A 23,954-nucleotide genomic window follows, 5' to 3' on the forward strand; every position below is an offset into this window, starting at 1 on the left:
GTCATCCCCAAATGTTCACGCAAAAATCCAGACAATAACGTCCGACCCTCAACATCACCGCTCACAGCTACGCCGTTCACAGTCATCGAAATCTTCATCAGATTTTCCTCCCTTAAATTTTCGGATCAACCGCCGAACAGGCGCTTGAACCATCCTTTTTTCTCTTCCGGCGGCGCTGCCTGAGCTGGCTCAGCCGACGTTTCTGACACAGCAGGGGCCGCTGCCGGTTCGGGCGCAGCCTCGGCAGGCGCGGGCTGAGGCTCTTCCTCGACCGCATTCTGGAAATTCTCAAAGAACTGGTCGGCCATTTTCTTGGCCACGCCATCAATGACTCGCCCCCCTAGCTGAGCCAGCTTGCCGCCCACGCGCGCATCGACATTATAGGCCAGCAACGTCCCCTCGGGCGCATCCGACAAGGTGACATCTGCTGCACCCTTGGCAAATCCGGCGGCCCCGCCTTTGCCTTCCCCAGATAGCTTGACGCTTTCCTGATCCACCATGTCCGACAGGGTCACTTCACCTTTGAACGTGGCCTTTACGGGTCCGACCTTCTGCACCACTGTCGCGGCAAACCCATTTTCTGCTGTTCCCGACATTTCTTTGCAGCCGGGGACACATTCTTTCAGAATGTCGGCCGATAGCAGTGCCTCCCAGACTTTGGAACGTGGGGCCGCAATGACGCGGCTGTCATGTAGTTCCATGTCACTCCCTCCAGTATTTTCGGTTAAGCTACGCGGTGATCTACCCGGTGCCTATAAGACCTTGGGTGTAGTCACCGCAGTTTCGGCGGTGCATGCGTCAGGCCGTGCGCGGCGAATATCTGTTCGATCCGGCCATCCTGAAGCGCTGCATAAATCGCATCGTCCACCGCATAGCTGAGGCCGCGGTAGGCGAAATGAACCGCAACGCCACTGGTCCAGCTGCTGACGGCAAAACCGGGCAAGGGCGGCGTGTGCAGATCCAATTCGGGCGTCAAACCGGCTTCGAGCTGAGCGCGTGGGCCCATGGCCGCCATGGTATCACCTGCCGCCAAGGCCTCCATCGCAAGACCCGCTGTGGGAAAGCGGTGCACATTCTGCGCAAGCTGGCCGCCCGGAAAGGCCGACAGGTAGAAATCAGCAATCGAGTCATTTTCCACCGCGACCGTATCAAAGCGGAAATAGGCCGGAACGGGCGGGTCTTCGGGGTATTCATCCTTGCGATAGGCAATCGCGATTTCTTCATCGTGATACTGACCGGTGAAAACCACTTGTTCTACCCGACAGGCGAATTCACTGTCATAGGGGACGTGTAGCATCACATTGGCGACACGTCCGTTGATCAAAGGGCCTTTCCAGACCCAGTTGCGCAGGTCGGCTTCAAGATTTTCTCCTGCGGCGACCAGATTGAACCGAGCTTCGACACCCAGATCTTCGGCAATCAACTTGCCGATTTCTATATCGACGCCCTGAATTCTGCCGTCTTCCTCGAACGACCACGGGGCGAAATCCTCATAGGCTGCGAACTCAATATAACCGCGCTCGATAATGGTATCGAGGTCGGCTCCCACGATGTCACGGCTGGCGTTTTGCGGTTTGGGTTGGGGCACATGATCTTCACACCTGGCCATTGCTTGCCCAGTGGTCAGGGCCGCAGCCAACAGGGAGAAAACGAAAAAGCGTCCGATCATGTGCCCCACTCTGCCGATCTATTGCGCGGCAGACAAGCCGATGGTCAGCTGTTCCGCTGCCTCGGCAAAGTTCGGGCTGTCCCCCGAAATCAAAACAGCGGCGCGTAGGGCGACGCTATCGGCCACGGGCGCGCCCGAGCCGGTCTCAATAGTTCCCGCAATCTCGCTGAGTTCAGATTGTAGCGCGGCTGCGTCTCCGTCGCCGCCGTCGGCCATCGCGGCCAGCAGATCACGTATTTCCTTCAGCCGGTCGGAATGATCATCCAATGCTCCGTCATCGGGACGGGTTTCAATATAGGTGCGGATGGCCCACGCGGCCTTCTGGCCCAGAAGCTCGCCAAAGGCGGGCATCTTGGTGATCCCGTTCTGAGTGTAACCTTCGCGGAATCGCTCAACATACCATTCATCGCCATATTCTTCGGCTTCAAGATACCTCAGATCAGGGGCCAACCCGCCCGAGACAACACCCAAACCATGGCATCGTGCGCAGTTCTGGTTATAGCCGGAATCACCGATTTCAATCGCCGCCTGCCAGACCTCTTCTCCCTTGTCGCGGTAAGGGTTCTCGATCAGCCACTCATCGCCCACATCGGGCAGAGCGTCAGTATTCACGGGCTGCGGGGCGACATCGCCATGGGCCAGCGCCATGCCGCCAGCCATGACGGCGCTTAGCATTACGCTATAAAAACCTGGACGCATCTTATCCTCCTCTACGACGCTTTCCCCGGTCATAGCTTAGCAGAATTCAGCATGGAATTAGACCTTGGTTGCAGATTGGGGGGTAGCTGCGACTAAGGTCTAATGGTCCCGACAGGGATGAGCAGATTTTATCAAATTGCCAGGGAGGAGGCGTCGACATGAAAACCTATTTGCGCGCCTTGATCGCTTCGGTTCTGCTGCCGGCCGCAGCATGGGCCGAGGTTGAGATTGCGGTCACATATTTGCAGATGCAGGTACCGCGGCCTCCGGTTTTATCCAACCTTGATCCGATACCGGACGATTTGGGTGTGGCAGGGGGCGAGCTGGCCTTGGCCGACAACCTGACAACCGCAAAATTCCTTGGGCATAAATACAACTTGTCCGTCATGTCCGTTCCCGAGGGTGGCGATTGGCTGACCGCTGCCCGTCAGGCTTTGGCGGATAGCCCTTTTCTAATCCTCGATGCGCCTGCACAAGCGCAACTGGACGTTGCTGACCTGCCTGAGGCGGCGAACGCTATTCTGTTCAACGCATCCGCGTCTGATCTGGATGTGCGAGACCAAAATTGCCGCGCCAATCTGCTGCATACTTTGCCGTCGAACATGATGCGCACCGATGCGCTGGTTCAATTTCTGGTAAAACGCCGCTGGGACGAGTTGGTGATGATCACCGGCGTCCATCCCGGTGATCAGGCCTTTGCACAGTCGCTCAAACGATCGCTGGAAAAATTCCGTCTGGAGCTAAGCGCCGAAAAGACATGGGAATTCGACGCCGACTTACGCCGCAATGCCGCTCAAGAGGTGCCGCTGTTTACACAGGAATTCGGTGACTATGACGTCCTGCTGATCGCAGATGAATTGGACGACTTCAGCCGGTATATCGAATTCAACACATGGCAGGCCCGCCCCGTGGCAGGGTCCGACGGGCTGCAACCTGTCACGTGGTCGCGTGTGGTCGAACAATGGGGCGCGGTCCAGATGCAAAACCGGTTCACCGAACAAACCAGCCGCAGCATGATGCCAAAAGATTATGCCGCATGGGCTGCCTACCGGACTTTGGGAGAGGCAGTGACGCGCACGCAATCCAGTGACCCGACCGTTTTGCGCGACTATATCCTGTCGGACGATTTCGAACTGGCCGGGTTCAAGGGCAGGGCGATGAATTTCCGGTCGTGGAACGGCCAGTTGCGGCAACCGATCCCATTGGTCACCGACCGCGCCGTCGTCGCGATGGCACCGCTGGAGGGGTTCTTGCACCAACGCACGGAACTCGACACGCTGGGATTAGACGAAGGCGAAAGCCAGTGCCAGGCATTCAGGGAGTAACAGGGATGAGATTGACAACACTTCTGGCGGCGACCGCCCTCTGCGCTCCGGCGGCCGCGGACGAGATGTGGATCAGCAATGAAAAGGACGACACGCTAAGCGTGATCGACATCGAGACGCTCGAGGTGATCCGCACGATAGAAACCGGCGAACGCCCGCGCGGGATCACCTTTTCCAAGGATTTCTCGGTGCTGTATATCTGCGCCTCGGACAGCGACGCGGTGCAGGTGATGGACCCGGAAACGGGCGAGATCCTGCATGACCTGCCTTCAGGCGAGGACCCGGAGCAATTCGTGCTGCATCCAAATGACCGCCATCTTTACATCGCCAACGAAGACGACGCGATCACCACCGTTGTCGATACGGAATCGCGCACCGTAATTGCTCAGATCGACGTTGGGATTGAGCCCGAAGGGATGGCTGTGTCCCCCGATGGCAAGATCGCCATCACCACGTCCGAGACCACCAACATGGCCCATTGGATCGACACCGAAACGCAAGAGCTGTTCGCCAACACTCTGGTCGATTCCCGCCCGCGCCACGCGGAATTCCTGAAGGATGGGACCGAGCTGTGGGTCAGCTCGGAAATCGGCGGTACCATCACGGTGTTCGACGTGGAAACACAGACCGAAAAGGCCAAGATCGAGTTCGAGGTCGAAGGTGTCCACCCCGACCGGGTGCAACCCGTGGGGTTTGAACTGTCCAACGGGGATGAAACCGCCTTTGTCGCGCTGGGACCGTCGAACCATGTGGCGGCCGTGAATGCCGAAACCTATGAGGTTGAAGACTACATCCTTGTGGGGCGTCGCGTCTGGCACATGGATTTCAACGCCGACAAATCGCTGCTGTTCACCACAAACGGCGTATCCGGCGATGTGACCGTGATCGACGTGGCGAAACGTGAACCCATCAAGACAATCAAGGTCGGACGCTTCCCCTGGGGCGCGGCCTTCCGTCCGACCAACTGAAAGAATTTCGAGGAGACTTAAGAGATGAAGCAATTGATATGCGTGGCCGCGATGATGGCTATGGCTTTGCCAGCTGCGGCTTTGGCCGATGATGACGATGACGGATTTGGTCTGGCCGGAATTTTGTCGGCGAAGAACAAAGAAGACCTGCCGCCGATCACTCTGTCCGCCGGTGTGCCTCTGGCCGAGGCCCCGTGGGTGCTGAAATCCGGCATGTATTACGAGTTCGAGATTCAGGGCGATGGCAGTCAGGAACTGGCTTTGGTGGGTCCTGAATTCTTCCGCGCGATCTGGGTTGATGAAATCGTCGTCGAAGGACTGGAAATCCGCCCTCTGGGGCTGGACTCGGTCGAATTCGATGAAGCTGGTGAGATGGAAATAGGCTTTGTCGCGATCAAGCCGGGCAGCTACTATCTGAAAGTGCCGGGCAGCACCGGCGAAACACAGCGGCTGGAGATTACCATTCAGTGACAGGGCTTTCAGTCCGAAATGTCAGCTACGCCTATGGCGAGAAACGCGCGCTTGATGATGTGAGCTTTCATGTCCCCCAGGGCGCGTTTTGTGCGTTGCTGGGACCGAACGGAGCAGGGAAGTCGACCCTGTTTTCTCTTCTGACACGGTTGTTTACCACGGCGCAGGGCGTGATCGAGGTTGCAGGGTTCGACATCTCAAAACAGCCCCGTCAGGCGCTGGCTCAGATTGGCGTGGTGTTTCAACAACCTACGTTGGACCTGGATCTGACGGTGCACCGCAACCTCAGTTATTTCGCCGCTTTGCACGGGTTGGCGGGGCGCGATGCCGAAATGCGGATCTCAGCCGCGCTTGACCGGCTGGACATGGCCGAACGCGCGGCCGAACGCACCCGCGACCTGAATGGCGGGCATCGTCGAAGGCTGGAAATCGCACGCAGCCTAATCCATTCCCCCTCGGTTCTTCTGCTGGACGAGCCAACGGTTGGACTGGATGCGGCCGCCCGAAAAGCCATCACGCAGCATGTCCATGCGCTGTCGCAGCAGGACGGGCTGACCGTGCTCTGGGCGACGCATTTGACCGACGAGATCGAGCCGGATGACCACGTCGCCATCCTTCACCGTGGCAAGCTGCTGAAACAGGAACTGTGCAGCGACCTGACCAGCGGACAACCTTTGCAACACGTCTTTCTGTCCATGACAGGGGCCACGGCATGACCGGCGCGCTGATTGCCCTGCGCGCCATTCTGATACGCGAGGCACTACGCTTTGTTCGTCAGCGCAGCCGATTTGTCGCCGCGCTGGTGCGCCCTCTGGTCTGGCTGATTGTCTTTGCCGCCGGATTTCGCGCGGCATTGGGCCTGTCTATCACGCCACCCTATCAGACCTATATCACATATGAGATTTACATCGTTCCCGGCCTGTGCGGTATGATCATGCTGTTCAACGGGATGCAAAGCTCTCTCAGTCTTGTCTATGACCGCGAGATGGGCTCCATGCGCTTGCTGCTGACCAGCCCTTTGCCCCGCTGGTGGCTTTTGTTTTGCCGCTTACTGGCCAGCACGACGATCTCGATCCTGCAGGTCTATACCTTTCTTGCGGTCGCCGCGGTTTACGGCATCGATATGCCAATCATTGGTTATCTGCTGGTGTTCCCGGCACTGATCGTGGCGGGGCTGATGCTCGGCGCGTTGGGGTTGGCGCTGTCCTCGGCCATCAAGCAGCTTGAAAATTTCGCGGGGGTTATGAACTTTGTCATCTTCCCGTTGTTCTTCCTGTCCTCGGCGCTTTACCCGCTGTGGAAGATGGCCGAAAGCTCGGCCCTGTTGCGCGATATCTGCGCGTTCAACCCTTTCACCCACGCGGTCGAGTTGATCCGTTTTGCGCTCTACGGGCAATTCAACGCCGCAGCCCTCGGATGGACGATTCTGGCCGGGTTTATTTTCCTGGGACTTGCGCTTTGGGGATATGATCCGGCGCGGGGAGTGAAGAAACCCCGCGGGTAGAGCCTCTACGACCATGGCAGACGTGAAATCGCGCGAGTGTTGAGGTAGACTACCCCAAAACCAGAGGGCTCGACCATGATCCGTATCGCTGCACTGTCCCTGTTCATAGCGTCCGCCGCCTCGGCCCAAACTGTCGAGGATGAGTTCGGCACGCTCAACCCGCAGGACACAGGATGGGGCAAGGTCATGAGCAATATCGACAACGGTATCACCGACATGACCACCTGCGCGTCGGGCTACTACATGACCAAGTCAGGGCGGCATGATCTGGCGCGTACTTTGTTCAGAACCTGCGCCGAGGCGGGCTATACCGGAGCCATGACATGGATGGGTCAGTTGGACAATAACGGTCTAGCGGGTCCCTATGACCCGGACGCAGCCGCCGCATGGGACAAACGCGCCGCCGATCTGGGCGATCCGGTTGGAAAGTTCAACTATGGCCTCAACCTGCTGCGCGGGCACGGTGTGGCGCAGAATCAGGAACTGGGACGCGCCTATGTCGATGAAGCCGCGCGGGAAGGGCTTAAAATCGCCAAACGGCTGCAAGAATCGGGCTATGATCCGAACGAGGTCACACCCGACGCGGATGAATGGAAATACGCGCCCCTGTTCTGAAAAGCGCAATATCCCCACATTTCTACGACCAAAGGATGAGGGTGCGCCTTCAGTTTCTTGATGTACGTCAAGCCCTTGCCCCCAGCGGAATTCGTATCATTCGAAAAACGTTTGGAGGACCCTATGAAACACCTCGCCTTGTCACTTGGCCTCGTCGCTTACGCCATCTCGGCCCCACCCGCGCTGGCTCAATCCACCTTCGACCGCATCAAGGTTGACGCCGGTGAAGATCTGTTTTTCTCGGAATGTCGACGTTGTCACGCGCCGGATGCCACGGATCCAAGCTATGGGCCTCAGTTGGACGGGATCGTAGGGCGCAAGGCAGGAACCGTTGACGGCTATGACTATTCAGACGTGCTTGCAGGTTCCGGTATCGTCTGGACGCCCGCAGCACTGCGCGCATGGATGGAGGACAATGACGGTTTCATGCCCGGCACCAAGATGCGCCATGTGGGTATCGAAGACCGAACGATTCAGGATTTTATTCTGGCTTACCTGAGCAGCCTTTCCGCGCAATAACCCTATTCAATCACGATACCTGGCAACCAGTGGCTGTCAGGGTCGGATTCGTGGATGTCATCATGCTTTATCGGTCTGAGGTTCCCGGCCTCGGGCGGTGCCGACAACACGTCCATGTCCATTTCGTGCAATTGCCCAACAAGATGGTCGCCGTCCGCGTTCAAGCGGTAGTAAATGCCGTTCCACATGTTGATACCGTATTCGGTCGCCCCCTTATGGATGAACAAAAGATCATATTCCAGATCGGTCAGATCCTCTGCGGAAACATAACGCTGCAACTCGTAGGGGTAGGGGACATGGCACCAGTGTTTGTCCGGACCTTCCAAGCACTTAAACGGGCGCATTGACAAGAAATGTTCGGAAAACACCTCGTCATTGAATTCGAGATCGTAGATCGTTGTCTCGCCATTTTGCGAGAATTTTACGTACCCTATCAGTATTCTATGCCCAGCATCATCAACGAGAAAAATCTCTTTCTGCCCGGTTAACGGTTTGGCCACCGAAGGTAGGGCCGAAGCAAGGCCAAGCAGCAAAATGCTTGAAAAAAGCCGTCGCATTGTATCCTCCCTTCAGAAAAAGTTGGGTCACACTAGTTGAAATCGTCTGCTCAAGCCCTACGACCATTGTGCAATTTCACCGAAGGACTCTCCCGCGAATAATACTCTCGCCAACAATCCCGACGTGTCGGAGATTCGGCATGGAGGAAAGACATAAGTCTAGGGAGGACACCGATGAGCCGGTTTATCATGGCGGCAGTTGCAAGTGTGATTGCAACGGGCGCGGCCTATGCAGAAGTTACCGAAGACGATCTGGCGAACGACCAAACGATCACCACGCAGATCGTGACCAATGGCATGGGGCGGCACTTGCAGCGCTATAGCCCGCTGGACATGCTGAACAAGGACAACGTCGACAACCTGCTGCCCGCCTGGGCCTTCAGTCTTGGCGGTGAAAAGCAGCGCGGTCAGGAAACCCAGCCGCTGATCTATGACGGTATGATGTATATCACCGGATCCTACTCGCGCCTCTATGCGATTGATCTGAAGACCGGTAAAGAAGTCTGGCAATACGACGCGCGTCTGCCCGAAGGCATTCTGCCCTGCTGTGACGTGGTCAACCGTGGTGCGGCCATCTACGGCGACATGGTCATCTTTGGCACGCTGGACGCACGGATCGTGGCGCTGAACAAGGACACGGGCGATGTTGTCTGGCGCGACAAGATCGCCGACTACAAAGCGGGCTATTCCTATACAGCGGCTCCACTGATCGTCGACGGGCTGGTGATCACCGGCAATTCGGGTGGTGAGTTCGGCATCGTTGGCGCGGTTCAGGCGCGGGACGTCAATACCGGCGACCTAGTCTGGGAACGGCCGGTGATCGAAGGCCATATGGGCACGCTGAACGGCGAAGAAAGCACCATGACAGGTGAGCTGAACGCAACCTGGCCTGGCGACATGTGGAAAACCGGCGGCGGCGCGACGTGGCTGGGCGGCTCGTACGATGCCGACACCGACACGTTGGTCTTCGGCGCGGGCAACCCGGCCCCCTGGAACAGCTGGTTGCGCAATGCAGGGACCCCGACCGAAGGCAACAAGGGCGACAACCTCTATGCCGCCAGCCGCATCGGGATCGACCCCAAAACTGGCGACATCAAGTGGCACTTCCAGACCACGCCGCGCGAAGGCTGGGATTATGACGGCGTAAACGAAGTCGTCGCCTATACCGACCGCGAGGGCAATCAGCGCTATGCAACCGCCGACCGCAACGGGTACTTCTATGTGCTGAACCGTGAAGATGGCGGGTTCGTATCTGCCACGCCCTTCGTCAAGGATATCACATGGTCCTCCGGGGTGGATGAAACCGGTCGTCCGATCTTTGTCGAAGATAACCGCCCCGGTGATCCTGCAGCGGCAGCCGATGGAAAGAAAGGTGAAGTGATCTTTGCTTCGCCCTCGTTCCTGGGTGGCAAGAACTGGATGCCGATGGCGTTTTCGCAGAAAACCGGCAATTTCTATGTGCCTTCCAACGAATGGGGCATGGATATCTGGAACGAGCCGATCACCTACAAGAAAGGTGCCGCCTATCTGGGCGCGGGCTTTACCATCAAGCCGAACTACGAAGACCATATCGGCTCGCTCAAGGCCATTGACCCGGATACCGGCGAATGGAAGTGGGAATACAAGAACGACGCGCCGCTTTGGTCCGGCGTGATGACCACTGCTGGTGGTCTGGTGTTCTTCGGCACACCCGAGGGCGAGTTCATTGCTTTGGATGATGAAACCGGCGAAAAGCTATGGTCGTTCCAGACCGGTTCGGGCATCGTCGGTCAGCCTGTAACTTGGGAACAGGATGGCGAGCAATATGTCTCGGTTATCTCGGGTTGGGGCGGCGCGGTTCCGCTTTGGGGTGGTGAAGTGGCCAAAAAGGTCAACTACCTGAACCAGGGTGGCACATTGTGGACCTTCCGCTTGCCGAAAGAGCTGGCCTCGGCAAACTGATACAAGGGTCTTTCGATCCAAGCGCGCGCCCCAAACGGGCGCGCGTTTTCTTATACGACTTTTCGCCAGTTTGCGGCATTCCATTCCCTTGCTACGCTTGGTTAAGTTGGGCAACCCATTGCAAAGGCCAAGACCCATGCTTGCAAACCCTCAAGGGCAAAATGATTTCGAAAACGTCCTGATCGTCGATGATCACCCGTTGTTTTGCGATGCGCTTTCGATGACGCTGCAAAGCGTTGCGCATATTGGCGAGATCCACACCGCCGACCGGCTGGAAGACGCTCTGACCATGATTGCCGAAGGCCTGAAACCGGACGCGGTCATGCTGGACCTGAACCTGCCCGACGTGGATGGCTTGGACGGTCTGGTGCGCTTGAAAGCGGCGGCCAAAGCACCTGTGATCGTTGTGTCCTCTATGACGGACAATCGGGTCATCAGCCAAGTCATCCACGGGGGAGCCTCAGGCTACGTCCCAAAGCACAGCCAGCGCGATGTGTTCCGTACGGCCTTTGAAACGGTCCATTCCGGTGGTGTATTCCTGCCCGAAGGATGCGTGCTGATCGACGAAGAACAAGATGACGAACAAAGCGATGCAGTTGGGCGGCTGGCTACCTTGACCAATCAGCAATCCCGTATCCTGCAATTGATCTGCGAGGGCAAACTGAACAAGCAGATTGCGTATGACCTGTCCATCGCAGAGACGACCGTAAAAGCCCATGTGACTGCAATCATGCGGAAACTGGGGGTTCAAAGCCGGACACAGGCCGTTCTGATCGCCAATAAAGCCTCGTTCGCCAGCGTCTTGCAAGAACAAGGCTAACCGTACTACGTTCGACTCTCGTCGCGCTTTAGGGAGGAGGCCCGATGGACAAAGCAGTCGGGTGGGCACCGGCCCGAACCCGTGCGCCGGGCATCGTCAAAACCGCATTTGTACACCGTGACACGCAAGACGCTGTTGCGCAGCTTGCGGCTGCGTTAGGGCCGGACACCCTGTCGCTTGTTGTCCTGTTTGTCAGCGGCAACGCGAATGCGACGCAGATCATTGCGCGGGCAACGGACAGATTTGCACCGGCACCGGTCGTAGGCTGCACAACCGCGGGCGAATTGGTAGGGGACGGCTATACCGAAGATCAGATCGTTGCCATCGGCCTGCCCGCAACGCATTTCGAGACGCGCACTATTCTGGTGCCCGATCTGAATGATTTTTCGGCCCCCGATATCATTCACGAGATGATTCGAAACCGCACGGAAATGGGTGAGGCCCGGCCAGAGTGGCCGCACGAGTTCACTTTCCTTCTGATCGACGGGCTATCAACCAAAGAGGACGCGCTGACCTCGGAACTGGCCCTTGGTTTGGGGCCTGTCCCCCTGTTTGGCGGATCCGCAGGGGATGGAACTCGGTTCGGTCATACGTACGTTCTGCATCAGGGCAGGGCGCATGAAAATGCCGCGATTCTGACCCAGGTACGCACGCGCTGTCCGATCAAAGTGTTCAAGACCGACCATCTTGTGCCCACATCCCAACGCATGGTTGTGACTGATGCCGACCCTTCCAAGAGGATTGTACGAGAAATCAACGCCGAACCTGCCGCCCGCGAGTATGCCAGAGTGCTGGGGAAGGACCCTGAACAGCTTGATACCTTTACCTTTGCAGCCCATCCGGTCGTTGTTCAAATCGGCGGCCAACATCACGTGCGCGCCATCCAACGTGTGGACGAAAATGGCGATCTGGTCTTTTTCTCGGCCATCGACGAAGGACTGGTTCTGACCCTTGCAGAACCGATGGACATGATCAGCCATCTTGGACAGGAAATTGGCGCCCTGACCCAATCCGCCCAGCCCGATGCGATTTTGGGCTGCGACTGCATCTTGCGCAGGCTGGAAGCACAGCAGAAACAGATGACCGGCGCGTTGTCGGAAATCCTGTCAGACAACAACGTGGTCGGCTTTTCAACCTATGGCGAACAATTTAACTCGATCCATGTCAACCAGACCCTGACCGGGGTCGCGATCTATCCGCCCGAGGATGACGGCCATGATTGAATCGCTGATCGACCCGCTTGACCCTCTGGAACGCCAAAACCAGAAACTGCTGAAGATTGCCGAAGCCCTGATGCGCCGGGTCGAGGAATCGACCGATGCCAGCGGGGCGGCCTATGCGCAATTCCAGCGCGCCGCCGTGCTGGAACAAGAAGTTCGCGCCCGCACGCTGGATCTGGAACGCGCGCTGCAATTGCTCAACGAGTCGAACGCGCAGCTTGCACAGGCCAATCAGGAAACCGAGGCCGCGCGCGCCGACCTCGCCAACGCAATTGAGACGGTTCAAGAAGGGTTTGCACTGTTCAACCTCGAAGAAGAGCTGGTGCTATGCAACAGCCGCTTCGGGATGCACATGCCCGATATTCAGGCGCAATTGGTGCCGGGTCTCAGCTTTACCGAATATGTCGAGCTTGTCAGTCAATCCAGGTTCCTGTCCCTGCCCGAAACGCTTACGCCACAAGATTGGGCCAAACGGCGTATGTCCCGTCATACGGACGATCATGTGGTGTTTAACGTCCGGCTTAACGGCAATCGGTGGACGCAGGTTTCGGAACATCGGACCCCCGATGGCGGCACGGTCATCCTGCAAACTGACGTCACCGATATCATGCGCATCGAACGGCAAGAGAGGGACCGTATCCTTGACGACAAGGCCCGCCTGATCCGCGCCACGCTGGAACATATCGACCAAGGCGTTTGCATCTTCGACAGCAAATTGCGCCTGATCGGATGGAACAATCGCGCCAGTGAACTGCTGGCCATCCCAAATGCGCAGTTTCAGATGGGCGTCCAGTTCAAAACCGTATTCGACCGCCTTAGCGCGACCATCCGGTTTGAAGGCGGCGTCAGCGATGCCGATCTGCTGGATTGGGTCAATCGAACTGCGGAACGGGCACCGCTGAAGTTTCAGATGCGCAGCGGGCGGTTCAAGATCCTTTCCGTGTTCGCGCAAGAAATGCCGGATCGGGGGTTCGTGATTTCCTTTACCGATGTCACGGCCGAGCACCAGTCGGCGCAAGCCCTGCACGAAGCCAAGACCCTGCTAGAGCACCGAGTCGCCGCGCGAACCGGGGAATTGGCCCACGCCTTGAAAGCGGCTGAGCGCGCTAATTCTTCAAAATCACGTTTTGTTGCTGCAGCGAGCCACGATCTGCTGCAACCGCTTTCAGCTGCCAAACTCTATGTCGCCACATTGGGCAGCGGGTTAAACGAAAACGACGCACGTAACGTGGCCGGAAAAGCCGAAAGCGCGCTCAACAGTGTCGAGCATATCCTCGAGGCGCTTCTGGATATCTCGAAACTGGATTCCGGTCGTGCCACGGTGCACCAGACCACCTTTTCAATTAGCAATCTGCTGTCTCAGCTCGAAGACTCGTTTCGTCCTGTCGCCCAAGCCAAAGGGCTTGAATTGCGGTTCGTACATAGCAACGCTTTGATCCGCAGTGACGCAAGCTACCTGCGGCGCATCCTGCAAAACCTGCTGTCCAACGCGATCCGCTACACAGATGCAGGCAAGGTTCTAGTTGGATTGCGTAAACAGCAGGGCTCGGTTCGGATCGAGGTCTGGGACACAGGCGTCGGAATCGCATCCGACCAGCAAGAGATCGTCTTTCAGGAGTTCCAACGGCTCCATTCCGATGCCAGCGCGGCCGAGGGGATGGGCCTGGGTCTCGCCATAGTCGAGCGCGCCTGCGGACTGTTGAACCACCCCATTCAGTTACGATCCGAGCTGGGGCAGGGAACGATGTTCTCGGTTGAGGTTCCTTTGGCGGATACCGCACCTCTAAAACCGCATGGCCGTGTACTGCAACAGGTCGATGACTCGGTGACACTAACCAGCACTGTGGCTCTGTTGATCGAAAACGACGAGAACCTGCGCTCTGCACTGACCATGACGATGGAAACCTGGGGCATCCAAGTTCTGGAGTGCAGCAGCGAGGAACAAGCAGTTGGCCTGCTGCGCGAGATTGAAATTGTGCCCGATATCATCATTGCCGACTATCAACTGGACCACGGGAAAAAGGGAACGGATGCGGTCGTAGCTTTACGGCACGAATTCGGTAACCTGCCAGCCTGTATCATTTCGGCCAACAGATCTTCTGAACTGACCGGATATTGCAAACGCGCAGGCGTCCCCTTGTTGCATAAACCGATCGACGTCCAACGGTTGAAATCTGTTTTAGAGACCTTGTTGAAGAAAATGGAACCGGAATAGATTTCTTGTAATACATCTTATGTTAAATTTATGAATCCCCGTAAAACCAACAAGCAAGCCGTTGCTCAAATCTCCAACGGGACACTGACAGCGACCCTCGGTTCGATTGGTGCCTCGCTAATTGATTTGCGTCTGAACGGCATCGACCACCCGTTGGTTTTAGGTTGGAAAGAGCCGAGCGAATATCTGCGCAATGATCCATATCTAGGTTGCATTGTTGGGCGCTGTGCAAACCGGATATCCAACGGGCAATACGCTCTGAATGGAAAAACCTATTCGGTAGAACGCAATTTCCTGGGTAAACACTGTCTTCATGGCGGAAGCAATGGCGCTGCCCGGCAGAACTGGCGGCGGACCAACCAGACAGAGAATGCTGTGTCTTTCGAACTGGAAATACCTGAGGGAGACATGGGTTTTGGGGGCGCTTTGTCCGTCAAAGCTCACTATTCCATTTCGTCACCCGCGACGTTGAACTTGGACATCCGGGCCATAGCGACGGGCGACACGATCTGCAATTTCACGCCGCATTGGTATTTCAACCTGAATGGCGACGGGGATATCGGGGACCATCTGTTGCGTGTCCGGGCACAAGACTATTTGCCGGTCGATGACGAACTGATCCCCTTGGGTTCGGTCGAACCTGTCCGCAACACGCCTTACGACTTTCAAACACTCCGGCCCGTCGGAGACGCTCCCTTAGACCATAATTTTTGCATAGCGCGCGAACGTATTAGACTAAAACATATCGCCCAACTGCACGGGCTTCGGTCTGGTGTCGCTTTGGACCTGCATTCAACCGAACCGGGGCTTCAGATCTATTCCGGTGACTTTCTAGACAGCGCGGATCTGCCAACCGTTTTCTGCGCGCCCTATTCTACACGCAGCGGCCTAGCACTAGAGCCGCAAGGCTGGCCGGACGCGATCAACAACCCTTCCTTCCCCAGCGTCGTCTTCATGGACGGGCAAGAATATCACCACCAATCTCAGTATATGTTTAGCCGCCTGTCCGACCGTCACAGTTGACCCAACGACGATCCTCTATCATCCTGATCCGAAATTGGTTTCCGCTTCGTTGTCTGTTTCGAATTGAATTGGTTAAGGTCCCCTGATGCCCGGTGTTTCACAAAAACAATATGTTCTTGATACGCATCGTTTGCGAGACCCCGAACAAACGCTGGAGATCGTCAAACCCCATCTCAAAGACATGGGCATCACGCGCGTTGCAAACCTGACCGGGCTGGATCGGATCGGATTGCCAACCGTGATGGTGGCGCGCCCGAACTCTCGTTCGGTGGCGGTGTCTTTGGGCAAAGGTCTGTCGCTGAGTGCGGCACAAGCCTCGGGCGTGATGGAGGCAATCGAGTCCTGGCACGCCGAACGTGTCCTCCTGCCCCAGCGGCTGGCGCGGTATTCCGATCTTGTGGCCGATGACGCAGTTGTCGATGTGACCCGCCTGCCCTGTGTGACCGGCGGGCAATTTGATCCTCATGCGACGATGCTGTGGGTTCAGGGATGTGATCTGAATGCTAGCCAACCCTGCTGGGTCCCGCTTGAGATGGTGGACACAGACTACACCGCCGCCCCAAGCGCCAGCCAGGGGGCGTTCCCCCGAACAACCAACGGGCTGGCCTCCGGCAACAATGTCACCGAGGCCAGTTGCCACGCGATCTGCGAGTTGATCGAGCGGGATGCCACAACCCTGTGGCATCATCAAACGCCGCAGGTTCGGGTCGATCCGGACACGGTCGATGATCCCAGATGTCGCAGCGCGATTGCGATGATTGACGCCGCAGGTCTGGATTGCGGGATCTGGCAGACCACCTCCGATATCGGCATCGCCTGTTTTCGTTGCGTGATTGCCGAGGTCGGGGGTCAGCCCGGCCATATCGGGATCGGGGATGGCTGCCATGTGGACCGCTCCATCGCCTTGTTGCGCGCTTTGACCGAGGCCGCTCAGACCCGTCTGACCTATATCTCGGGCGCGCGTGACGATCTTGATCCTGCCGAATTCACCGATCAAGCGCAGTCCGACCGGTGCCAGTACGTCCGCGACCTGATTGACGCGGCCCAACCGATCCAGAGTTTCACCGATTGCCCCACCCACGCCAGCGCATCTTTCGAACAGGACCGCGATCTGCTTTTGGAGTGTTTGGACCGGCAAGGCATGTCACAAGTGGTAATCGTTGACCTGTCACAACCGCACATAGACATCGGCGTGGTGCGCGCGGTCATACCCGGTTTGGAGGCACCGCATGACGACCCGGATTTCATCCCAGGCGTACGGGTCGCCCGAGTGCAGGAGCAGCACACATGACTGCCGTGGTCTTTGCAGGTCCGACCCTGTCGGCCAAGGCCGTCGCAGCGCATTTGGACGCCACGGTTCTGCCGCCCGTCCGGCAGGGTGACGTCTATCGTGTCACCCGCGATAAACCCAGTGCGATCGGGATAATTGACGGGTATTTCGAAGGGGTGCCCTCGGTTTGGCACAAAGAAATCCTGTGGGCGATGGAACAGGGTATTCCCGTCTATGGCAGCGCCAGCATGGGCGCGCTACGCGCCGCCGAACTGGCCGATTTCGGAATGATTGGCGTCGGGCGCATCTTTGACGACTACCATTCAGGCGTATTGCAGGATGATGATGAAGTGGCGGTTCTGCATGGACCTGCCGAACTGGGCTATCCGTCTCTCAGCGTGCCAATGGTTTCGATCCGGGCCACTGTGGAACGCGCGCGGGCTGAGGGTGTTTTGTCAGACGAAGATGCCCAAACTCTTTTGCGCGTGTCCAAGGAGACCCAGTACAAGAACCGCCAGTGGGAGGGTATCGCAAAGGCGTTAACGGGCGGCTCTAAGATCACCAGCTTCATGGCTTGGTTGCCCAACGGTTATGTAGATGCCAAAGCAGAGGATGCCCTCGCCATGCTCGTCCAAATGGCCCAGGGTATTGGGGATGACACAAGTCATTCACACAGAACAGAACGGACCTTGATGTGGAAATCTCTGCGCCGCCGCGTAGAGGCCGAAACACCCTCCGACCCCGCCGTAATAAACGAATTGCGTCTGCAACCCGCGCTTTTTGCCGAAGTGAGAGATCGCGCCCTGCTGCTTGTGTTGGCACGGGATGAGGCGCACAGGCGCGACCAAACGCCAGACCGCGACGCGCTGGTTCAACAAATGACAGCGCACCGGGATCGTGCCAACCTAACCCGCCACGCAGACCTGATGCGCTGGCTGGACGCGAACGACCTGAGCCCAAACACCTATGAAGACATGCTGGCCGACGCGGCCCGTCTGTCAGCCGTATCGCAAGACCGAGGCGCGGATATTGAAGCCCCGCTCTTGAACGAGTTGCGCCGAGCGGGGATCTATACCCAACTTCGGGACCGGGCTACTGCGAAAGCAGAGCTGCAAGCGACCGCGCCCCTCAAGACTGGATCGGACCGTTTGCGCATGGTGCTGTGGTATTTTGAAACACATCTTGACCAAGAGGTGCCCGATGATCTTGAATCCTATGCAAGGTCGCTTGGGTTGTCTGGGCGGGATGCGTTTTATGAGCTTATAGAAATAGAGTATTTGTATTGCCAAAAAGCCGTCACAACGGACGACTCCAATCACGAATAGGGGCACCGGACGGGCACGGGAGGGCACCGGATGACTTTACCCGAACAGACACCTGATGAGGAACCCGGAACCCGGTTCCTGTTGTTCCCGCAATCGCCTTTCCTAGAACCTGACGCGGAACTGGAGCTGGTCGAAATCTCGGCCCCGCAGGGCAGCATTGGGCCGGGCCCCTCGGGGCCGCGCATGTATACGGTCAACCCGGTTGGCAAAACCACGCCCTATGGGGCGATAGTTCCCGGCCCCGACGGTCCTGGCATGTATCTGCCACCTTGGAACGGCTATATCCAGCCTCCGGCCATGCCAGACGAGTTCGGAAATTTCATCCATATCGACCCCACAGACCCTTCTTTTGAAGCCGCACATCTGTTTGGGTCTGCACATTTCACCATGGATGTGTGGCAAGGCTATTTTGATCACCCAATCCCTTGGCACTTTGCCCGTGATTTCGACCGGCTGGAACTGTCGCTGCTGCCCAGCCTCGACAATGCGCATATCGGGTGGGGGTTTCTGGAAACCGGCGGCACCCATGACCATGGCGACGAATACCGCCCCTATAGTCTGAACTTTGATGTCGTCGCCCATGAGATCGGCCACGCAATCATTTACAGCGTGATCGGGATGCCCTCGAACGGGGACGCCTCCGGCGAATACTACGGCTTTCACGAGTCTGCCGCGGATATGGTGGCGCTATTGGCCTCGCTCCATTTCGGATCAGTTGTCGAGAGCCTGCTGCAAAACACGCGTGGAAATCTTTATACCTACAACCGCCTGAACCGGTTTGCCGAACTGTCCGAGAACGCTCAGATCCGAATTGCCGCCAACAACAAAACGCTGTCCGAGTTTTCCCATGGTTGGTCCAGTGAACATGCACTGTCTGAACCGCTGACCGGCGCGATGTTCGATATCTTTGTCGATATCTATCACGAACGGCTGCTGCTGCACGGGCTGATCTCGCCCGAGGAAGAAGACCTGTCGGACCAACTGGAAGGCTCTCCAGACTACAGCACTGTCATGCAGGAGATTTTCGACAAACGCTACGCCGAAAATCCCGATGGGTTCCGTATCGCCTTGCTTGAAGCGCGAGACTATCTGGGTACCTATCTGGCCGATACCTGGTCGCGCCTGGATGCGGACATGCTCAGCTATTTCGGCGTGGAAAAAGCACTGCTTGCCGTGGATCAGGAGATCACCGGCGGCGCGTTCCACCAGATCATCGAGGGCAACTTCAGAATGCGCGATATCGGGCTGACAACGGCCGGTCCCCGCTTGCCTGACCCGGAAGAAGACAGCCATTCAAATTCAGTCCGTACGATGGTCCCGGATTGACCAATAGCAAAATTCTTTTTTTTGAAGCCGATTTATGGCATGGAATAGAGGGGTGATTTTTTTGGATTTTCTGGCACGGGGCATCTCGGGCCGTGGTGAAAAGGGTGAACGGTCAAACCCGCGACCCCACAATTGGGAGATGAGTTTATGGGTGAAACATTGCTCAGTTTTTCGGAAGTGCTAATTTACGGAAGAGTCCTGACTGACATTAAGCTGGAAAACAAGAAAAAGGGCGGTAAAGGCAACAACAAGCATCTTTCCGACCAGCTTGAAGATGAGAAAGTTCAGGGCGGAAACGACTTAAAAGCGCAGTTCGCCAAGATTTATGGTTTTGCCTATGAAGGCACTTATTACGACCTGCCAGAACCGGCAATTTTTCTGGTTCATGGCGACGGAGACCCCGTGAATGGTAACCCGAATGAACCTCCAAATAATGCATCACGCGCTCCAAGGGATCCTTCGATCGGCGGCGTCGCGGCGGCTGATTACCAAGTAGCAAACGACATCATGGTTTGGCGCTACGAAAAGGCCGATCAGACCATGCGTATGGATGTCACAACCGGTCAGTTCGAACAGGTTCTACTGGACATTTATTTCGGCTTCGACAGCCCGGCGATCAGTGGGGCAAAGGTGTCGGGTGCCAAGGTTAGCGGTGCGAAAGTCTCGGGCGCCAAGGTTTCCGGTGCCAAAGTCAGTGGCGCGAAAGTCAGCGGTGCGAAAGTGCGGGGCGGCGACTAAGCCCCCTTCCCTTTCCCGGTTCAAACAGGGCGCGTAGGGTCGCGCCCTTTTTTTATGCTCAGAACCCGGCCTTTTTCAGACCTTCTACAAAGTGTTGGGTGTCATCCTCCAGCCGGTCGGGCAGAACTTTGGCCCACCGTGACAGAGAGAAGTTGGGATGCGCTTCGCGGTGCTTGTCCGCGATCAGACGCGCCATATCCGTGTTCCCCAATTGCGCATGGCTCGCGGCCAGCATCCGTTGCCCCTCGGTTGGGTTGTTCATCTTGTTGACCGTCTCTATCACGTCCTCATAGCGTCTGAGATTGTAATAGGCGCCGCCCAGATGCCACAGGTACTGATCGGGGAAATAAGGGTTCAGCCGCATGGCCTGTTGCAGATGCGTGATCGCCGTTTCGTTATCACCCGAATGGGCCAGAGCGTCCGCGTAATCCGAATGCATATCGGCGTCATTGGGGTTCAGGGCCAATGCACGTTGATAGGACTGAATAGCGGCGTCATGTTCCTTGCGATACAGATGCACATACCCCAATTCACCAAAGCCGCGCGCATCCGTCGGGTCCAACTCAATCGCCTGTTGGGCAAAGGTCAGCGCCTGTTCAAACGCCTTGGACGGGTCATCACTCCAGGAATAGCGCCAGTCGATGTTCAGCGTCCGTGACAACGCCGCCGCTGCTCGTGCATAGCCGCCGTCGCGTTCCAGCGCGGATTGGTAAAAGTTCTGCGCTTTACGATTGTCGTTGCGCGTGTATTTGAAGATATGGTGTTGGCCCTGAAGAACCGACCCATAAGCCTCAAGATCAGAGGGGATCGCCTGGATCATCCGCTGCTTTTCATGTGACTCGATCATGACGGCAGTCGCAGCGACGATACATTCGGTGACTTCGTCCAGAATGTCGAAAATATCGTCGATATTGCGGTCGAACCGTTCCGCCCAGATCGTGCGTTCACTACTGGCATCCACCAACTCGGCCGAGATCCGGATCCGACTGGCTGATCGGCGTACGCTGCCCCGCGCGATATAGCGCACGTTTAACCGCTGTGCGGCGTCTTTCGGCGGCATGGATTGCGCTTTGAAGAAAAAGGACGAGTTGCGCGCGATGATGAACAGGTTCCTGAACTTGGACAGGTTCATGATGATGTCGTCTGTCAGACCTTCGGCCACCCAATTATCGGACTCGTCCCCGTGGCTGGCAAAAGGCAGCACGGCAACCGATGGTGTATCAGGACGTTCGAGAATATCCCCCAACACTTCGGGTCGCATCGTTCCCGCCATGGTTGCGCCTGCAACCTCGCTGCGGACGCAATAGGTCGACACCGGGTTCATGATATTCTTGAGCTGCTTGGGCCCCAAAAACTCATAGCCATAGCGCAGGCGGTTGCAGACCTGATCATAGACAGCCGAACTAACATAGACACGCTCGGGCTCGGCGATCTCTTGCAGCCGTGCGGCGATGTTGACGTTATCGCCATGAATGCCGCGATCGTCGATCAGGATTTCCCCAAGATGAACACCCGCACGGAATTTGATTCGCTGGTCTTCGGGACCGGCACTGTTATGCGCGCTGGCGATACGATGCAATTCGACACCAAACTCGACCGCGCTTGTTGCTGTTTCAAACAATGCCAAGATGCCGTCGCCGCGCACCTCGACCACCCTGCCCTGATGTTTTGCGCAGGAAGATTCAAGATCAGAAATCAATGATTTCAGCGCGTTATAAGTATCTAACTCATTTTGACTCATCAATCGCGAATACCCGACGACATCGGCGAACAGAACAGCGCCAAGCTTTTGAGTCATCGTAAAATTCGGATTGGTCGTATTCACTGTTTATTCTCGTTTATTTGGCACCGAGCAGGTCCGTGGATCAGCATAAAGCAAATTTTGAAATTTAACGACTACTTGCGGTATTAACGACTTTCACTCAACCACTCTTGCACTTCGGCGGCCATGTCCAAGCCGCAGACGCATTCGGCCCCAACGAGACCTGTGTATCGTCAGACAGTTCGGCCGCCAAAGCGTCGCGTCGTTTCGCCCAATCGCCTTTGAGAACACCCACAACAACCATGTCGTGAAACTGCCCGTCCGCAAACCAGGCTTCACGCATGGTCCCTTCGACCTGACATCCTATCCTTGCAACCAGATCGCGGCTGCTGGTGTTGTCCGCCCGATAATAAGAGGTCAAACGGTTCAACCCTAGTTGCCGAAAGGCAAAATCTACCACCAAAGCCGTCGCTCGTATCCCAACGCCGGCGCGTCGCGCGGATTTGTCGACAAACATTGCGACCACCGCATCCCGGTTTACCAGCGATACGCTTTCGATCCCGGCCAGGCCAACCGCTTCGCCAGAGCTGTTTTCCACCACGAACCAACATTTGCACCCCGCTCCTTCGGCGGTAAACACAGCCTTCCAACTTTCTTCTGTCTGAAACTGGTTCAACGGAACCCGCGATGTCCGATCAAAAAGCGCAACGTCTTCAGGGTCTTGGAACCAATGGGAGATGACCTCAAGATCCGCTTTCTCCATCGGGCGCAATCTAAACTTATTACTCAAGTTGTCTGACACTTAAATCAACCTTTAAACAAAATCTTAACGATCCACCGAAAGACACTAGCACACTAGATGTGGAAATACGAATTCAGAAACCTCAATTCGGCGCATAGTTGCCCTCGCCTTAAAGTTTCATCTTAATACTTCCTGATCGAGTAGCGCAAACAAAACCGGCCCGCCGCAGAACGACGGGCCGGTAAACCGTGAGTGGGCTTGATCTTAATCGTACAGAACCGCCGCGATTTTTGGATCGTCCATGTTCGAGGCGTCATAGTAGTAGAAACCGGTGTCGATCAGTGCCGGAACCTCTTCACCTTTCAGTGCGGAAACGGCGGCCTTGACGGTCTCGTAACCGATCCCAACTGGGTTCTGAGTGATCGCACCAGCCATCAGTCCGCTTTTGATTGCGTCCTTCTGCGCTTTGCCGCTGTCATAGCCGATGATCACCAGACCTTCGGTGCCCAGTTCCTGAACACCGTTCACAACACCGATGGCCGAGCCTTCGTTGGTGCCGAAGATGCCGTCCAGATCAGGGTTAGCCGTCAGGATCGCCTTGGTAACTTCGGTCGATTTCAAGTGGTCGCCCTGGCCGTACTGAACTGTGACAACTTCGATGTCAGGATATTTTTCTTCGATACGGTTCACAAAGCCATCGCGGCGGTCGATACCGGTGCGGCTGGTCTGGTCGTGGGCCACAACAGCAACCTTACCTTTACCGCCCAGCTTCTCGGCCATCTTGTCGGCAGCCAGACCCGCAGCGGCCAGGTTGTCGGTGGTTGCGGTCGAAACAGGGATGTCGCTGTCGACACCACTGTCGAACGCGATGATCGGGATACCCTTATCATTCGCCTGACGCAGCAGCGGGATAGCCGCCTGGCTGTCCAGCGCAGCAAAGCCGATGGCTTTGGGGTTGTTGGCAAGTGCAGCGGCCAGCATGTCGATTTGGCGGTCGACCATTGTTTCGTTGTCGGGGCCTTCAAAGGTGATGGTTACGTTGTACTCGTCAGCTGCCTGCTCGGCGCCGGATTTCACCGCCTGCCAGAACTGGTGTTGGAAGCCCTTCGATACCAGCGGAATATAGATTTCTTCCGCTGCGGCCATCGAGGCCGGACCTGCAATCGTGGCTGCGCTCAGCGCACCCAGAATGAAACGACGTGAAAACATGTTTTTCTCCTCCACAGTTGGTCGTTTTATAGTTGG

The 23,954-nt window shown here is 56.8% G+C and carries 23 protein-coding genes and 1 pseudogene; 16 read left to right on the forward strand and 8 right to left on the reverse strand.

Going from position 1 to position 23,954, the window contains the following annotated elements; genetic code table 11:
* From ACR0DB_RS21445 to pedF, 4 genes and pseudogenes are all read right to left on the reverse strand, one after another.
* Positions 1 to 101, reverse strand: a pseudogene (locus ACR0DB_RS21445) ((2Fe-2S)-binding protein); the annotation flags it as partial.
* Between the two features lie 24 nt (positions 102 to 125).
* Positions 126 to 701 (reverse strand): SRPBCC family protein, encoded by a 576-nt coding sequence (locus tag ACR0DB_RS21450; protein ID WP_480552869.1) that lies wholly within the window; start codon positions 699 to 701, stop codon positions 126 to 128.
* Positions 702 to 772: 71 nt separating this feature from the next.
* Positions 773 to 1,669 carry a substrate-binding periplasmic protein gene (locus ACR0DB_RS21455; protein ID WP_480506045.1) on the reverse strand — a complete coding sequence of 299 codons (897 nt, stop codon included), beginning with the start codon at positions 1,667 to 1,669 and terminating at the stop codon, positions 773 to 775.
* 18 nt (positions 1,670 to 1,687) lie between these two features.
* A complete protein-coding gene (gene pedF, locus ACR0DB_RS21460) occupies positions 1,688 to 2,368 on the reverse strand; it encodes a cytochrome c-550 PedF (protein ID WP_170785519.1) in 681 nt (226 codons plus the stop codon).
* 158 nt (positions 2,369 to 2,526) lie between these two features.
* Here pedF and ACR0DB_RS21465 point away from each other — a divergent pair, with 158 nt between their 5' ends.
* The 7 genes from ACR0DB_RS21465 (at position 2,527) to ACR0DB_RS21495 (ending at position 7,770) form a co-directional block, all read left to right on the forward strand.
* The gene (locus ACR0DB_RS21465; protein WP_480552871.1) at positions 2,527 to 3,693 is read left to right on the forward strand and encodes an ABC transporter substrate-binding protein; all 1,167 of its coding nucleotides are present in this window, start codon (positions 2,527 to 2,529) and stop codon (positions 3,691 to 3,693) included.
* Positions 3,694 to 3,698: 5 nt separating this feature from the next.
* A complete protein-coding gene (locus tag ACR0DB_RS21470; RefSeq protein WP_480552872.1) occupies positions 3,699 to 4,661 on the forward strand; it encodes a YVTN family beta-propeller repeat protein in 963 nt (320 codons plus the stop codon).
* 24 nt (positions 4,662 to 4,685) lie between these two features.
* Entirely contained in the window at positions 4,686 to 5,132 is a 447-nt protein-coding gene (locus tag ACR0DB_RS21475; protein WP_170775735.1) for a hypothetical protein, read from the forward strand.
* Positions 5,129 to 5,848 (forward strand): ABC transporter ATP-binding protein, encoded by a 720-nt coding sequence (locus ACR0DB_RS21480; protein WP_170775733.1) that lies wholly within the window; start codon positions 5,129 to 5,131, stop codon positions 5,846 to 5,848. The genes ACR0DB_RS21475 and ACR0DB_RS21480 overlap by 4 nt, the downstream gene beginning before the upstream one ends.
* Positions 5,845 to 6,636 carry an ABC transporter permease gene (locus tag ACR0DB_RS21485; protein ID WP_480552874.1) on the forward strand — a complete coding sequence of 264 codons (792 nt, stop codon included), beginning with the start codon at positions 5,845 to 5,847 and terminating at the stop codon, positions 6,634 to 6,636. The genes ACR0DB_RS21480 and ACR0DB_RS21485 overlap by 4 nt, the downstream gene beginning before the upstream one ends.
* A 75-nt stretch (positions 6,637 to 6,711) precedes the next feature.
* Positions 6,712 to 7,251 (forward strand): SEL1-like repeat protein, encoded by a 540-nt coding sequence (locus ACR0DB_RS21490; RefSeq protein ID WP_174819528.1) that lies wholly within the window; start codon positions 6,712 to 6,714, stop codon positions 7,249 to 7,251.
* A 123-nt stretch (positions 7,252 to 7,374) separates the two neighbouring features.
* Positions 7,375 to 7,770, forward strand: a complete 396-nt coding sequence (locus ACR0DB_RS21495; protein WP_480552875.1) for a c-type cytochrome — start codon at positions 7,375 to 7,377, stop codon at positions 7,768 to 7,770.
* 2 nt (positions 7,771 to 7,772) lie between these two features.
* Here the strand turns inward: ACR0DB_RS21495 and ACR0DB_RS21500 are convergent, their stop codons facing one another.
* Positions 7,773 to 8,327, reverse strand: coding sequence for a hypothetical protein (locus tag ACR0DB_RS21500; RefSeq protein WP_170785527.1), 555 nt, complete (start codon positions 8,325 to 8,327; stop codon positions 7,773 to 7,775).
* A 174-nt stretch (positions 8,328 to 8,501) separates the two neighbouring features.
* Between ACR0DB_RS21500 and ACR0DB_RS21505 the strand changes: the two genes are divergently transcribed.
* The 9 genes from ACR0DB_RS21505 (at position 8,502) to ACR0DB_RS21545 (ending at position 20,205) form a co-directional block, all read left to right on the forward strand.
* Positions 8,502 to 10,268, forward strand: a complete 1,767-nt coding sequence (locus tag ACR0DB_RS21505) for a PQQ-dependent methanol/ethanol family dehydrogenase (protein WP_170775724.1) — start codon at positions 8,502 to 8,504, stop codon at positions 10,266 to 10,268.
* A 136-nt stretch (positions 10,269 to 10,404) separates the two neighbouring features.
* The gene (locus ACR0DB_RS21510; protein WP_170775722.1) at positions 10,405 to 11,088 is read left to right on the forward strand and encodes a response regulator; all 684 of its coding nucleotides are present in this window, start codon (positions 10,405 to 10,407) and stop codon (positions 11,086 to 11,088) included.
* Positions 11,089 to 11,132: 44 nt separating this feature from the next.
* Positions 11,133 to 12,311, forward strand: coding sequence for an FIST N-terminal domain-containing protein (locus tag ACR0DB_RS21515; protein ID WP_480552877.1), 1,179 nt, complete (start codon positions 11,133 to 11,135; stop codon positions 12,309 to 12,311).
* Positions 12,304 to 14,523, forward strand: a complete 2,220-nt coding sequence (locus ACR0DB_RS21520) for a hybrid sensor histidine kinase/response regulator (protein ID WP_480552879.1) — start codon at positions 12,304 to 12,306, stop codon at positions 14,521 to 14,523. Before ACR0DB_RS21515 ends, ACR0DB_RS21520 begins: the two co-directional genes overlap by 8 nt.
* A 30-nt stretch (positions 14,524 to 14,553) precedes the next feature.
* Positions 14,554 to 15,546, forward strand: coding sequence for an aldose epimerase family protein (locus tag ACR0DB_RS21525; protein WP_480552881.1), 993 nt, complete (start codon positions 14,554 to 14,556; stop codon positions 15,544 to 15,546).
* 85 nt (positions 15,547 to 15,631) lie between these two features.
* On the forward strand, positions 15,632 to 16,837 hold the full coding sequence (locus ACR0DB_RS21530) for a YcaO-like family protein (protein ID WP_480552882.1): 1,206 nt from the start codon (positions 15,632 to 15,634) through the stop codon (positions 16,835 to 16,837).
* Entirely contained in the window at positions 16,834 to 18,141 is a 1,308-nt protein-coding gene (locus ACR0DB_RS21535) for a TfuA-like protein (protein WP_480552884.1), read from the forward strand. The genes ACR0DB_RS21530 and ACR0DB_RS21535 overlap by 4 nt, the downstream gene beginning before the upstream one ends.
* 30 nt (positions 18,142 to 18,171) lie before the next feature.
* Positions 18,172 to 19,467, forward strand: coding sequence for a gluzincin family metallopeptidase (locus ACR0DB_RS21540; RefSeq protein ID WP_170775710.1), 1,296 nt, complete (start codon positions 18,172 to 18,174; stop codon positions 19,465 to 19,467).
* A gap of 147 nt (positions 19,468 to 19,614) precedes the next feature.
* Entirely contained in the window at positions 19,615 to 20,205 is a 591-nt protein-coding gene (locus tag ACR0DB_RS21545) for a pentapeptide repeat-containing protein (protein ID WP_170775708.1), read from the forward strand.
* Positions 20,206 to 20,263: 58 nt separating this feature from the next.
* Here ACR0DB_RS21545 and ACR0DB_RS21550 read toward each other — a convergent pair whose 3' ends face one another.
* From ACR0DB_RS21550 to ACR0DB_RS21560, 3 genes are all read right to left on the reverse strand, one after another.
* The gene (locus ACR0DB_RS21550; RefSeq protein ID WP_170775706.1) at positions 20,264 to 22,003 is read right to left on the reverse strand and encodes a tetratricopeptide repeat protein; all 1,740 of its coding nucleotides are present in this window, start codon (positions 22,001 to 22,003) and stop codon (positions 20,264 to 20,266) included.
* Positions 22,004 to 22,127: 124 nt separating this feature from the next.
* Entirely contained in the window at positions 22,128 to 22,769 is a 642-nt protein-coding gene (locus tag ACR0DB_RS21555; RefSeq protein ID WP_480552886.1) for a GNAT family N-acetyltransferase, read from the reverse strand.
* 204 nt (positions 22,770 to 22,973) lie between these two features.
* On the reverse strand, positions 22,974 to 23,918 hold the full coding sequence (locus ACR0DB_RS21560) for an ABC transporter substrate-binding protein (protein ID WP_170791686.1): 945 nt from the start codon (positions 23,916 to 23,918) through the stop codon (positions 22,974 to 22,976).
* Positions 23,919 to 23,954 lie beyond the last annotated feature (36 nt).

It is taken from the genome of Ruegeria sp. AB6 (assembly GCF_056542685.1).

What these genes read in the sequence shown, in the direction of transcription:
- ACR0DB_RS21550 (WP_170775706.1), bottom strand. Translation starts at nt 22,003, where the DNA reads ATGACTCAAAAGCTTGGCGCTGTTCTGTTCGCCGATGTCGTCGGGTAT.
- ACR0DB_RS21560 (WP_170791686.1), bottom strand. Translation starts at nt 23,918, where the DNA reads ATGTTTTCACGTCGTTTCATTCTGGGTGCGCTGAGCGCAGCCACGATT.
- ACR0DB_RS21450 (WP_480552869.1), bottom strand. Translation starts at nt 701, where the DNA reads ATGGAACTACATGACAGCCGCGTCATTGCGGCCCCACGTTCCAAAGTC.
- ACR0DB_RS21490 (WP_174819528.1), top strand. Translation starts at nt 6,712, where the DNA reads ATGATCCGTATCGCTGCACTGTCCCTGTTCATAGCGTCCGCCGCCTCG.
- ACR0DB_RS21540 (WP_170775710.1), top strand. Translation starts at nt 18,172, where the DNA reads ATGACTTTACCCGAACAGACACCTGATGAGGAACCCGGAACCCGGTTC.
- ACR0DB_RS21455 (WP_480506045.1), bottom strand. Translation starts at nt 1,669, where the DNA reads ATGATCGGACGCTTTTTCGTTTTCTCCCTGTTGGCTGCGGCCCTGACC.
- ACR0DB_RS21470 (WP_480552872.1), top strand. Translation starts at nt 3,699, where the DNA reads ATGAGATTGACAACACTTCTGGCGGCGACCGCCCTCTGCGCTCCGGCG.
- ACR0DB_RS21505 (WP_170775724.1), top strand. Translation starts at nt 8,502, where the DNA reads ATGAGCCGGTTTATCATGGCGGCAGTTGCAAGTGTGATTGCAACGGGC.
- ACR0DB_RS21530 (WP_480552882.1), top strand. Translation starts at nt 15,632, where the DNA reads ATGCCCGGTGTTTCACAAAAACAATATGTTCTTGATACGCATCGTTTG.
- ACR0DB_RS21510 (WP_170775722.1), top strand. Translation starts at nt 10,405, where the DNA reads ATGCTTGCAAACCCTCAAGGGCAAAATGATTTCGAAAACGTCCTGATC.
- ACR0DB_RS21495 (WP_480552875.1), top strand. Translation starts at nt 7,375, where the DNA reads ATGAAACACCTCGCCTTGTCACTTGGCCTCGTCGCTTACGCCATCTCG.
- ACR0DB_RS21515 (WP_480552877.1), top strand. Translation starts at nt 11,133, where the DNA reads ATGGACAAAGCAGTCGGGTGGGCACCGGCCCGAACCCGTGCGCCGGGC.
- ACR0DB_RS21465 (WP_480552871.1), top strand. Translation starts at nt 2,527, where the DNA reads ATGAAAACCTATTTGCGCGCCTTGATCGCTTCGGTTCTGCTGCCGGCC.
- ACR0DB_RS21475 (WP_170775735.1), top strand. Translation starts at nt 4,686, where the DNA reads ATGAAGCAATTGATATGCGTGGCCGCGATGATGGCTATGGCTTTGCCA.
- ACR0DB_RS21485 (WP_480552874.1), top strand. Translation starts at nt 5,845, where the DNA reads ATGACCGGCGCGCTGATTGCCCTGCGCGCCATTCTGATACGCGAGGCA.
- ACR0DB_RS21520 (WP_480552879.1), top strand. Translation starts at nt 12,304, where the DNA reads ATGATTGAATCGCTGATCGACCCGCTTGACCCTCTGGAACGCCAAAAC.
- ACR0DB_RS21545 (WP_170775708.1), top strand. Translation starts at nt 19,615, where the DNA reads ATGGGTGAAACATTGCTCAGTTTTTCGGAAGTGCTAATTTACGGAAGA.
- ACR0DB_RS21500 (WP_170785527.1), bottom strand. Translation starts at nt 8,327, where the DNA reads ATGCGACGGCTTTTTTCAAGCATTTTGCTGCTTGGCCTTGCTTCGGCC.
- ACR0DB_RS21525 (WP_480552881.1), top strand. Translation starts at nt 14,554, where the DNA reads ATGAATCCCCGTAAAACCAACAAGCAAGCCGTTGCTCAAATCTCCAAC.
- pedF (WP_170785519.1), bottom strand. Translation starts at nt 2,368, where the DNA reads ATGCGTCCAGGTTTTTATAGCGTAATGCTAAGCGCCGTCATGGCTGGC.
- ACR0DB_RS21535 (WP_480552884.1), top strand. Translation starts at nt 16,834, where the DNA reads ATGACTGCCGTGGTCTTTGCAGGTCCGACCCTGTCGGCCAAGGCCGTC.